At 39.6% G+C, this 11,538-nt stretch carries 10 protein-coding genes; 9 read left to right on the top strand and 1 reads right to left on the bottom strand.

The window, feature by feature from the left end:
* Positions 1 to 30: 30 nt before the first annotated feature.
* The 8 genes from OGX99_RS17110 (at position 31) to ugd (ending at position 9,093) form a co-directional block, all read left to right on the top strand.
* Positions 31 to 1,269, top strand: coding sequence for an oligosaccharide flippase family protein (locus OGX99_RS17110; RefSeq protein ID WP_151219749.1), 1,239 nt, complete (start codon positions 31 to 33; stop codon positions 1,267 to 1,269).
* 39 nt (positions 1,270 to 1,308) lie between these two features.
* A complete protein-coding gene (locus tag OGX99_RS17115; RefSeq protein WP_151219748.1) occupies positions 1,309 to 2,334 on the top strand; it encodes an EpsG family protein in 1,026 nt (341 codons plus the stop codon).
* A 36-nt stretch (positions 2,335 to 2,370) separates the two neighbouring features.
* Complete coding sequence (locus OGX99_RS17120; protein WP_286544355.1) at positions 2,371 to 3,162, top strand: glycosyltransferase family 2 protein; 792 nt, start codon at positions 2,371 to 2,373, stop codon at positions 3,160 to 3,162.
* A complete protein-coding gene (locus OGX99_RS17125) occupies positions 3,159 to 4,256 on the top strand; it encodes a glycosyltransferase (protein ID WP_286544357.1) in 1,098 nt (365 codons plus the stop codon). Before OGX99_RS17120 ends, OGX99_RS17125 begins: the two co-directional genes overlap by 4 nt.
* Positions 4,257 to 4,341: 85 nt before the next feature.
* Positions 4,342 to 5,241, top strand: a complete 900-nt coding sequence (locus tag OGX99_RS17130; protein ID WP_286544359.1) for a GNAT family N-acetyltransferase — start codon at positions 4,342 to 4,344, stop codon at positions 5,239 to 5,241.
* 2 nt (positions 5,242 to 5,243) lie between these two features.
* Positions 5,244 to 6,149: a glucosamine inositolphosphorylceramide transferase family protein gene (locus OGX99_RS17135; protein WP_286544362.1), complete on the top strand. Its 906-nt coding sequence runs from the start codon at positions 5,244 to 5,246 to the stop codon at positions 6,147 to 6,149.
* A gap of 172 nt (positions 6,150 to 6,321) precedes the next feature.
* A complete protein-coding gene (gene gnd / locus OGX99_RS17140; RefSeq protein WP_162648785.1) occupies positions 6,322 to 7,728 on the top strand; it encodes an NADP-dependent phosphogluconate dehydrogenase in 1,407 nt (468 codons plus the stop codon).
* Positions 7,729 to 7,926: 198 nt separating this feature from the next.
* On the top strand, positions 7,927 to 9,093 hold the full coding sequence (gene ugd / locus OGX99_RS17145) for a UDP-glucose 6-dehydrogenase (RefSeq protein ID WP_151219744.1): 1,167 nt from the start codon (positions 7,927 to 7,929) through the stop codon (positions 9,091 to 9,093).
* 59 nt (positions 9,094 to 9,152) lie between these two features.
* On the opposite strand, the gene OGX99_RS17150 is transcribed toward ugd, so the two are convergent.
* Entirely contained in the window at positions 9,153 to 10,157 is a 1,005-nt protein-coding gene (locus OGX99_RS17150; RefSeq protein ID WP_151219743.1) for an NAD-dependent epimerase, read from the bottom strand.
* Between the two features lie 395 nt (positions 10,158 to 10,552).
* Between OGX99_RS17150 and wzzB the strand changes: the two genes are divergently transcribed.
* Positions 10,553 to 11,536: an LPS O-antigen chain length determinant protein WzzB gene (wzzB, locus tag OGX99_RS17155; RefSeq protein WP_151219742.1), complete on the top strand. Its 984-nt coding sequence runs from the start codon at positions 10,553 to 10,555 to the stop codon at positions 11,534 to 11,536.
* Positions 11,537 to 11,538: the final 2 nt, after the last annotated feature.

Below are 11,538 nucleotides of genomic sequence, written 5' to 3' on the forward strand. Positions count from 1 at the left end.
TATTACATCAAAATAATAGGTTGGAAGTGTATGCTTAAGCGTACTTTCTTTTCTTCAGATATTTTTAAAAATATCATATGGCTGATTGCTGAAAAAATGTATTTCATTGTTCTTGTTTTTCTTAGCGAGGCAATGATAAGTCGAAGTCTTGGTGTAACCGATTATGGCAAATGGGTTTACTCAGTTAACTGGGTTGTGGTTGTATCATCCGTAGCCCTTGTTGCAGGAAGTGAAGTTCTAATTCCAGCATTGAGCCGTCATAAAAAAGTAGTCAATGAACTTGTCAGTGCTGCCTTTACCATAAGAATGATAGGTGCCTTACTGGCTTTTATCTTTATATGGATATATGCTGCGTTTATCGTTACTGATGAAGAAATAAAAAGAATATTATATTGCTTGTCATTTGTTCTCCTATTAAATGAACCGTTTGGTGTTGTTACCAATTATTACCAATCGATAATAAAAATAAAAAGAGCAGTAATCAGCCGTTGTGTGGCTTTGGCTGTTCGCGTTTTGTTTGTAATGCTCGCTTTTCATACAGCAAATAATTATTATATCTATTTCTCTCGAAGTGCCGAGACATTATCCTTAGCTTTGTTTTTAGGTGGGCTTTTTTGGTTTTCAAAACTAAAAATCACGTTCAATCCAACGGTGTTAAAAATAATCTTTATCAGAGGCATTAAGTTATGGGTGCCTTTGGTAACGATGATGATTTATCTTAGGGTTGATCGTTTTTTTATAGAACACTATTTAACTTATGATTATCTTGCAATATATGGCGTCTCTGTACAGTTCTTGGAACAGGCCTTTTTGCTTTTAAGTATAATTGTCCAATCGGTAGCTCCTAGATATTTATTTGCGACAGTTGATCGAGTGACATTAAAGCTTAATGTTAAAAAATGCATATGGACGGTTGTTGCGGTTTCAACAGCAATTCAACTAGGCTGTTTATTAGTCTTGTCTAAACTAATATTGCTGATCTTTGGTATAAAGTTTCAAATGTCAGGGCAAATGGCATTGATGTTACTACCAGCTATTACATTCTATGGCATTGATCTTGTACTGATGCAAATTATGTATAGGTTTAGAAAAAATGGATTTATACTATTCAAATGGACTTTCATGATGCTTTTATCATGCACCTCATATTATATTTGGCTTGGTCTTCTGGGCCAGAAAAGCATCTATGTAATTTATAATTTAAACTATTTAGTTATGGTTTTATTGACTTCATTTTATTATGTTGCCTTGATGAAAAGATCAAGTTAGTAATATTAAATGTCATTAAAAGGAATAATGGTTGATTAAATGATTGTTAATGCTATATTTATAGTGGTCGTTTTTTTTTCACTTCTGGAACTACTCTGTAGTAGAAAAAATCTCGTTATATTTTTAATTCCTTTAGTCGCTATGGCTATATTTGTAGGTATTAGAAGCGTTGGCGGGACTGATTACGATGTTTATAAGTTATATTTTGAGTCAATACCTGATGCCATCTACTCTTATGGACTTGGTTATTTTGGTTTAAATTATGTTGTTAAATACTTCTTTAATAATTTTAATCTTCTAATTGCTGTTTCTGGTATCTTTGCTGTCATCATGCAAGGTTGGTTTTTTTATAAAAACTCTAATAAGCCAACTTTATGTTTGATGATGTTTTATGCAGTTAGTTTCATCTGGCTCGATATGGTTTTAATTAGACAGTCAATAGCTGCAGGTTTGCTATTGATTGCAATAGATTTTTTCTTTAAAAGGAAAAATCTTCTGGCTCTTATATTTTTGATTTTTGCTACTTCGTTTCACGAAGTTACAGTTGTGATAGCAATAGCTGGTGTTATTTTATATAAAATAGACACAAGGCATTATATTAAAATTCTCCTAGCTAGTGTAATTTCATTATGGTGGTTAAAGATAATTGTCGTCTATCTCAATCAGAGCATTCTTCATAATGGGAATATCGAAGCATATTTGAATGAGCCACCTTTTATTAGCGGTTCTGTACTAATTGATTTTTTATTTGCTTGTTTTATATATTTTCTTTCAGCAAAGCAAAGGGCGCTAATACATACAAAAGAAAATAAACTTTATCAGGTTATAATTGTCCTAGGTATTGGTGTTTTAATTATCTCATACTTACTTCCTGTTATGGCAAGATTAAGCGAGTATATTAAATTCTTTTATATATTGATGACCGTCAGTTACATATCGAGACAAGACAAGATCTTCAATAAACTACTTTTGTTTGTTGCATTGCTTATCTACTGTGCTGTTAGATTGAATATCTTCTTAACACAGTTTGACGGTGGATTTATCTATAGTTCCTACATGGCTTAGATACATGATGATTTGTGATTTATATAGGTGTCATTAATGATTACAGTATTAACACCCGCATACAATAGAGCTAACACACTTGATAATTTGTATTACTCATTACAACAGCAAACCAATAATAATTTTGAGTGGGTCATTATTGATGATGGGAGTACTGATGATACTTCAGATAAAATTAAAGAATATAAAATAAAATCCGATTTCGAGATAAGAACTGCTTTTCAAGCCAACCAAGGTAAACCAAGTGCTATAAATCATGGATGCAGACTTTCAAAATACGATTATATTTTAATTGTGGATAGTGATGATTGTTTAACTAATGATGCAATTGAATGGGTACTAAAGGGTATTAAAGAAGCTGAAGTTGAAGGGATTGAATATTCTGGCATTGGCTTTAGAAAAAGTGAATTTAATGGAACTTTATCAGGAATAGCATTTGATAATCTTGCTCTTGATCATGTTTTATATCTTAATGCGACGGATGCTTCAAATTTACTAAAGGGTGAAATGGCATTTTGTTTCAAAAGAGAATTTATGCTTAAGACCCCATTTCCATTGTATGCTGGTGAAAAATTTGTACCTGAAGGCTTGATCTGGACGCAAATTACGGATTTTGCTTGCGTACGATTTTATATCAATAAAGTTATTTATCTTTATGACTATCTTGATGATGGTCTAACCATGAATTTTAAAAAACAACTTAAAAATAATCATAAAGGTTTTTCTGAGTATTACCGAAATCAATTTTATCGTGAAAGTGATTTGCTGAAAAAAGGAAAAATGCTCATGAGATATATTCAGTGCAAATATTATGGAGTGATGAAATGAAAATTATTCAGGTTATCACTGGATTAGGTATTGGCGGAGCTGAAAAAATAGTTAGCGATCTTTCAGGAAAACTAGCAAAAAATCAACATGAAGTTTTAATTATATCCTTAACTGGGAGCAAATTAATGAAAACTCCCTCAGAAGTAAACGTCATTGAAATGAATATGACCAAAGGTATAGTATCGATCATAAAAACATTTTGGGGTGTTCGTAAAATAATAAAGGAATTTAACCCCGATGTTGTGCATAGTCATATGTTTCATGCGAATATATTAACACGTTTGATTCGTCTAACATTGCCATTTAAAAAATTAATATCTACCGCTCATAGTAATAATGAAGGCGGGCCTTTAAGGATGCTTGCATATCGACTTACTGATTCGCTGGCTGAGCTATCTACTAATGTTAGTGAAAAAGCAGTCGCTGAATTTATTGTTAAGAAAGCATCTAAGCCAGGACGAATGGTGCCGATTTATAATGGGGTTGATACTCAAAAATTTTGTTATAGCAACGAAAATCGGGCTATAATGAGGAAATGCCTGAATTTACCTGATGATGCTCGTTTGATTATGACCGTTGGGAGACTGACAGAGGCAAAGGACTACCCGAATCTAATCCATGCTTTTGCATCGCTTGAGCACAAAAATTCCATTTATCTTGCAATAATAGGCGACGGTGAACTAAATTCTAGCTTGAAAGAGTTAGCAGTGAGCCTGGAGGTGGAAAATAATATTATTTGGTTAGGTAAGCAAGATAATATTGAAAAATGGTTATCAGCATGCGATTTGTTTGTTTTGAGTTCTGTATGGGAAGGTTTTGGGATTGTTCTTGCTGAAGCAATGGCATGCGAAAGGGTAGTCATTGCCACAAATGTCGGTGGTGTTGAAGAAGTAGTTGGTGATGATAAATTTTTAGTTCCGCCATCCAGACCTGATTTGCTAATGCATAAAATAAAGTCAACATTAAATTTAGATAATAAAGAATTTATGCATATTGGGGTTATGAATAGGCACAGGATTGAGCGGGACTTTTCCATTGAAAATATAGTGGTGCAATGGGAGTCTATTTATATTAATACTAAAGTTATTAACTGAATTTTATAAATGCACGAGTAAATGATATCATCAGTTAGTTATTTTGTTTTTATTTGTGTTTCGCAATTATTGATTTGGGGGGGATATGATAACTGCATTAGAAAAAGCTGACCTAAAACTAATTACTGAACTTAAAGTTTTTTATAAATGTTATTATTCTGAAGATAATAAACTTTTTAATGAGAAGTATTTACCATGGCTCTTGCATGATAATCCGCATGGTGAAGGTATTAGCGTAAATATTAAAATTGATAACGAGCTTGTGGCAAACATGTTCTTAATTCCTGTTAGGCTAATTCAAGATGGCAGTGAAAAACATGCTTATTATGCTACTGATGTTTTAACTCATCCCACTCATCGTGATAAAAACCTTTTTGTAAAATTGATTCGTCGAAGTATTGAATATTTGAAAGAGCAAAATGCTTGTCTTATTGGTCATCCAAACAACAATGCGTTACCTGGATGGAAAAGGACAAAAATGCACTTTCAACCTATTATAAATTCTTTTTTGTCTAAAACATCGGTCCTCAATAAAAGGAAACTTGTTACTGATGCTTCGCAAGTCAAAGAGTCAGAAAAGCAAAGCATAATTAATATGCTTTGCTGTAGTAGCAATTTGATCGTTGCTAGTGACATGGATTTTTTAACATGGCGTTATATTAATCATCCAGTCAGGAAGTATCATGTTGAATTTATTTATGATAAGTATAAGCTTGTTGGTGTAATTGTTTTTGTAAAATTTAAAGGTATTTTCGATAGGGTTGTTCATTATATCGTAACTCCAGGCTCAGAAGGTAAGGTTTTTAATTCAAAAATTTTTCCTAGAATATTCTCATTCAGTGGCTTGGAAGATGGGGATAGTTATAAACAGTATTTTTATGATAGGCGAATTGGTTCCGAAATAAATTACTTTTTGACTGATTTCAGTTCTGAAACCCCACCTGTTGACGGACGTTACATCTCATTTGCTGCTTGTGATAACTGATTATGAATTTTTTTAATAAAGTTTTCTATAAGTTATTTGGACAAGATATTTGGCGTATAGGTATCGCGACATGTGACTTGTCGCTTGTTTTTGATGGGCAACTGTCAAAACAGAAGATTAAATGGCTTGATATTAATAGTAATAGCGATTATGAAGCAGATCCATTTATATTTAAGCTTCATGGGGTATATTATATCGCGTATGAGGATTTTAACTATGTATCAGGCAATGCGAAATTAAAATGCATAGATCTAGATGGGAATGAGTATCCATTTTTTGATGAGATAAATTGCAACGTAGGCCATAAGTCTTTTCCATATGTATTCGAAGTTGAAGGTGATTTATATTGCCTTCCTGAGGAAGGTGACCGCAATGGTATTTATCTATACAAATTCAATGATAAACTGCGTCATTTTGAGTTTTTTAGAAAGATATTGTGCGGCGATATGTATGTTGATTCTTTCATCCATCATGTAAATAATGTTTATTATTTATTTACTTCGACTATAAACGAACCCTTCAAACAAAGACTATTCTACTCTAATTCTCTTCTTAGTGATTTTGTTGAGCATAAAATGTCCCCCATTGCAAATAATAGCAGAGTTGGGCGAAATGGTGGGGGGGGGCTTTGCTATTCTGATAAATTGTACAGAATATCTCAGAACTGTACTCAAACTTATGGCGGTAATCTTATCATAAGTATGATATCGCATCTTAGTCCAGATGAGTATAAAGAAGACGAATATATAGAGATTCTTCCACTATTTCCGTACAATAATGGAATTCATACATTGTCAGTAAAGGATGAGTATATTGTTTTTGATGGAAAGAAAGTTAAATACAGATTTAGTAATGTATTTAGAAAGTTAACTTATAAACTTAAAATCAGATTGCCATTTAGGAATTGAGTTTTGCGGTAAGGAATGTGCGATATTCAATCTACAAAACGGTAAGATTTTAAGTTAAAAAGCACCATAAGTTAACCTATCTCTATTAAGTGACATTGACCTGAGTTAACATCTACACTACTTTCAAGCCGCGCATACCTTGCGCGGTGACCACACCTGACAGGAGTATGTAATGTCCAAGCAACAGATCGGCGTCGTCGGTATGGCAGTGATGGGGCGCAACCTGGCGCTCAACATCGAAAGCCGTGGTTATACCGTCTCCATCTTCAACCGCTCACGCGAAAAAACTGAAGAAGTTGTTGCCGAGAACCCGGGTAAGAAACTGGTACCTTATTACACGGTGAAAGAGTTCGTCGAGTCTCTTGAAACCCCACGTCGTATCCTGTTAATGGTGAAAGCGGGCGCTGGCACCGATGCTGCCATCGATTCCCTGAAACCGTATCTGGATAAAGGCGACATCATCATTGATGGCGGTAATACCTTCTTCCAGGATACCATTCGTCGTAACCGAGAATTGTCTGCTGAAGGCTTCAACTTCATCGGTACCGGTGTTTCCGGCGGTGAAGAGGGCGCACTGAAAGGCCCATCCATCATGCCTGGTGGCCAGAAAGAAGCCTACGAACTGGTTGCACCTATCCTGACTAAGATTGCTGCGGTTGCTGAAGATGGCGAACCGTGCGTGACCTATATCGGTGCGGATGGTGCAGGTCACTATGTGAAGATGGTACACAACGGTATCGAATACGGCGATATGCAACTGATTGCTGAAGCCTATTCCCTGCTTAAAGGCGGCCTGAACCTGTCTAACGAAGAGCTGGCAACCACCTTCACCGAGTGGAACGAAGGTGAGCTGAGCAGCTACCTGATCGACATCACCAAAGATATCTTCACCAAAAAAGATGATGAGGGTAAATATCTGGTTGATGTGATCCTCGACGAAGCCGCGAACAAAGGTACCGGTAAGTGGACCAGCCAGAGCTCTCTGGATCTGGGCGAACCGCTGTCGCTGATCACCGAGTCCGTCTTCGCGCGCTACATCTCTTCTCTGAAAGACCAGCGCGTGGCAGCATCTAAAGTTCTCTCGGGCCCGCAGGCTAAACTGGCTGGTGATAAAGCAGAGTTCGTTGAGAAAGTCCGTCGCGCACTGTATCTGGGTAAAATCGTCTCCTACGCGCAGGGCTTCTCTCAGCTGCGTGCTGCATCTGACGAATACAACTGGGATCTGAACTACGGTGAAATCGCGAAGATCTTCCGCGCGGGTTGCATCATTCGTGCGCAGTTCCTGCAGAAAATCACCGACGCCTATGCTGAAAACAAAGGTATCGCCAACCTGCTGCTGGCACCGTACTTCAAAAATATCGCTGATGAGTATCAGCAAGCGCTGCGTGACGTTGTGGCTTACGCTGTGCAGAACGGTATTCCGGTGCCGACCTTCTCCGCTGCAGTGGCGTACTACGACAGCTACCGTTCTGCGGTGCTGCCAGCTAACCTGATCCAGGCACAGCGTGACTACTTCGGCGCGCATACGTATAAACGTACCGATAAAGAAGGTGTGTTCCACACCGAATGGCTGGATTAATCTGATTTATCCCTGCTGTAAATCCAGGCCCGGAGCGTTCCTCCGGGCTTTTTTATTGCCAAAAAATGGGATTCAGCCAGGTCTGATAGCCGGTGTTGTGGCAAATCACGATATACTGACGACATGCTGAGCCGATACGCCACAATGCTGGCGGTCTGTTTACCCACAAATGTTTAACCGGAAGAAGTTACAGAGCGAATGAAGATAACTATCTCAGGAACAGGTTACGTAGGTTTGTCGAACGGTATTCTGATTGCCCAGCACCACGAAGTGGTCGCGCTGGATATTGTTCCGGCGAAAGTTGAGATGCTGAATCAGAAGAAATCACCGATTGTTGACAAAGAGATTGAAGAGTATCTGGCGACGAAGCAACTGAATTTCCGCGCCACGACAGATAAGCATGATGCCTACCGCGATGCGGATTACGTTATCATCGCGACACCTACTGATTACGATCCTAAGACTAACTATTTTAACACCTCGAGCGTCGAGTCAGTGATCCGCGATGTGGTCGAAATCAACCCAAATGCGGTAATGGTCATCAAGTCTACCATCCCGGTCGGTTTTACAAATTCGATTAAAGAACAGTTGGGCATCGACAATATCTTCTTCTCGCCGGAGTTTCTGCGTGAAGGCCGCGCGCTGTACGACAATTTGCATCCGTCCCGTATCGTCATTGGTGAACGTTCCGAGCGCGCGGAGCGTTTTGCAGCATTGCTGCAGGAGGGGGCGGTGAAAAAGGACATTCCGACGCTGTTCACCGACTCAACTGAAGCCGAAGCCATCAAGCTTTTCGCTAATACTTATCTGGCGTTACGCGTGGCCTACTTTAACGAATTGGATAGCTATGCTGAAAGTCTTGGTCTGAACTCCCGACAGATCATTGAAGGTGTGTGTCTGGATCCGCGAATTGGTAATCATTACAACAACCCGTCATTTGGCTACGGTGGCTATTGCCTGCCGAAAGATACGAAGCAGTTGCTGGCTAACTATGCGTCTGTGCCGAACAACATTATTGGCGCGATCGTTGATGCTAACCGCACGCGCAAAGACTTTATTGCCGATTCTATCCTTGCGCGCAAACCTAAAGTGGTTGGCGTGTATCGTTTGATCATGAAAAGTGGTTCCGATAATTTCCGGGCATCCTCTATTCAGGGAATCATGAAGCGTATTAAAGCCAAGGGTGTGCCCGTTATTATTTATGAACCTGTGATGGAGGAAGATGAGTTTTTCCATTCTCGGGTCGTTCGTGATCTTCATACGTTCAAAAATGAGGCAGATATTATTATTTCTAACCGCATGACGTCAGAATTATCTGATGTTGCCGAAAAAGTGTATACACGCGATCTTTTTGGTAGCGATTAATCTCACTCTTCATATAAAAGGCCTTATTAAAGGCCTTTTTATTCTAAATTGGTCCGTAATTAAACTTTGTAGAAATCACGGTACCAGTCAACAAAGTTCCTCACCCCATCTTTGACTGACGTTTCAGGTTTAAAACCAATAACATCATACAGTGCTTTAGTATCTGCGCTGGTTTCCAGTACATCTCCAGGCTGAAGCGGTAGCATGTTTTTCTTCGCTTCAATACCCAGAGCATCTTCCAAAGCCTGGATATAGTCCATTAGCTCAACCGGTGAACTATTGCCGATATTGTAGACGCGATACGGCGCGGAGCTGGTTGCCGGGGAACCGCTTTCGACAGTCCACTTCCCGTTGGGCTCAGGAATAACATCCTGCAGGCGAATGATTGCTTCGGCAATATCATCAATATAGGTAAAATCACGCTTCATTTTGCCGTAGTTATAGACGTCAATACTTTTCCCTTCCAGCATCGCTTTGGTGAATTTGAATAACGCCATATCCGGACGCCCCCAAGGGCCGTACACGGTAAAGAAGCGCAGCCCGGTTGTAGGCAATCCGTACAGGTGGGAGTAAGTATGAGCCATCAGTTCGTTGGCTTTTTTGGTTGCCGCATACAGGGATACGGGGTGATCAACGGAATCCTCCGTTGAGAAAGGCATTTTCCGATTCAGGCCGTATACCGAACTGGAGGAGGCATAGAGTAAATGTTGAATTTTATTATGACGACAGCCTTCCAGTATGTTGAGAAAGCCTGTGAGATTTGCGTCAGCGTATGCATGCGGGTTTTCGAGTGAATAGCGCACGCCCGCCTGGGCAGCAAGATGAATCACACGTTCAAAATGCTCTGAGGCGAAGAGTGCAGCCATGCTGTCCCGGTCGGCTAAATCAATCTTATGAAAATGGAAACCGGGATGTACCAGTAACGCCAGACGAGCCTGCTTAAGGTTGACGTCGTAGTAATCGTTCAGATTATCAATCCCGACTACTTGATGGCCTGCCTCAAGGAGGCGCTTGCTAACGTGGAAGCCGATGAAACCAGCGGCACCCGTAACCAGGTATTTCATGTTCGTTCCTCTTATCGGCTAAAGGGTAGCCAGGCACCAGCAGGTGCTACCAGGAGTGAAATGATACCGTTAGATGGCAAAAAAGCTAATCGTTATCTTTTTTCACGCTTGCCAATTTAACGGGTTAGCTATTATGTATTCATGTCGTGAATTTTATGTGCGAAAGCGTTGGACATAGTCCTGACCAATATTTAGCCCGTTGAACGGTTTTTTGTTCAGAGTGGGAACCCGGAGTATTGACACTCTTAATAAATTACTTCTTCTTTTTCAGTAATGATTAAAATACCAATTAAAATCACTTAAATAATCTGTCTTTTTAATCAATAATCCTATGGCATTACGCCTAATTATGACTAAACTAATCCCAGTTTTAGCTTTCCTCATTTAGGATATCTATGTCTGTGAGTGATAACAACGTATCCGGGCGCAGTAACGATCCGGAACAGATTGATCTGATTGATTTATTGATACAGCTGTGGCGTGGGAAATTGACGATTATTGTTGCTATCGTTATTGCTATTGCCTGTGCTGTCGGTTATTTAGCGGTTGCTAAGGAGAAATGGACCTCTACAGCAATTATCACTCAACCGGATGTTGGACAGATTGCCACGTATAACAACGCACTCAACGTGTTGTATGGTGTCAGCGCCCCTAAGGTTACTGAGTTACAGTCAAATGTGATTGGCCGTTTTAGCACGTCATTTTCTGCATTGGCGGAAACGCTGGATAATCAGGAAAAGCCTGAAAAACTGTCGATTGAGCAGTCCGTCAAAGGGCAACCATTGCCGTTGGCTGTCTCTTATGTTGGCGCTTCCCCAGAAGAAGCTCAGCGCCAGCTGGCTGAATACATTCAACAAACAGATGAAAAGGTTGCCAAAGAACTAGAACTTGACCTGGTTGATAACATCAAATTGCAAACAACTACGCTTCAGGACTCCTTGAAAACTCAGGAAGTGGTTGCTCAGGAGCAAAAAGATTTGCGTATCAAGCAAATCCAGGAAGCGCTGCGGTATGCACTGCAGGCGGGTGTGACTAAGCCGCAAATTCAGCAAACTCAGGATGTGACGCAGGATAGTATGTTTCTGTTGGGGAGTGATGCTCTGAAATCAATGATTGACCACGAATCTACACGTCCGTTGATATTATCTGACAATTATTTCCAGACAAAACAAAAACTGTTGGATATTGAAAGCCTTAAGCTTGATGGGGCTGAGTTACACGCCTACCGCTACGTGATGAAACCAACGTTACCGGTTCGTCGTGACAGTCCGAAAAAAGCGATTACCCTGGTGCTGGCGGTTCTGCTCGGCGGGATGATTGGGGCTGGCGTGGTGCTGGGGCGAAATGCGCTGCGCAGCTACAAAGGCAAAGCAGAGTAAGC

Origin of the sequence: Citrobacter sp. Cu096 (assembly GCF_030332285.1) — a bacterium.
GTDB lineage: Bacteria > Pseudomonadota > Gammaproteobacteria > Enterobacterales > Enterobacteriaceae > Citrobacter > Citrobacter meridianamericanus.

Excerpts from the sequence above, each read along its gene's own strand:
- OGX99_RS17110 (WP_151219749.1), top strand. The coding sequence starts at position 31 with ATGCTTAAGCGTACTTTCTTTTCTTCAGATATTTTTAAAAATATCATA.
- OGX99_RS17115 (WP_151219748.1), top strand. The coding sequence starts at position 1,309 with ATGATTGTTAATGCTATATTTATAGTGGTCGTTTTTTTTTCACTTCTG.
- OGX99_RS17120 (WP_286544355.1), top strand. The coding sequence starts at position 2,371 with ATGATTACAGTATTAACACCCGCATACAATAGAGCTAACACACTTGAT.
- OGX99_RS17125 (WP_286544357.1), top strand. The coding sequence starts at position 3,159 with ATGAAAATTATTCAGGTTATCACTGGATTAGGTATTGGCGGAGCTGAA.
- OGX99_RS17130 (WP_286544359.1), top strand. The coding sequence starts at position 4,342 with ATGATAACTGCATTAGAAAAAGCTGACCTAAAACTAATTACTGAACTT.
- OGX99_RS17135 (WP_286544362.1), top strand. The coding sequence starts at position 5,244 with ATGAATTTTTTTAATAAAGTTTTCTATAAGTTATTTGGACAAGATATT.
- gnd (WP_162648785.1), top strand. The coding sequence starts at position 6,322 with ATGTCCAAGCAACAGATCGGCGTCGTCGGTATGGCAGTGATGGGGCGC.
- ugd (WP_151219744.1), top strand. The coding sequence starts at position 7,927 with ATGAAGATAACTATCTCAGGAACAGGTTACGTAGGTTTGTCGAACGGT.
- OGX99_RS17150 (WP_151219743.1), bottom strand. The coding sequence starts at position 10,157 with ATGAAATACCTGGTTACGGGTGCCGCTGGTTTCATCGGCTTCCACGTT.
- wzzB (WP_151219742.1), top strand. The coding sequence starts at position 10,553 with ATGTCTGTGAGTGATAACAACGTATCCGGGCGCAGTAACGATCCGGAA.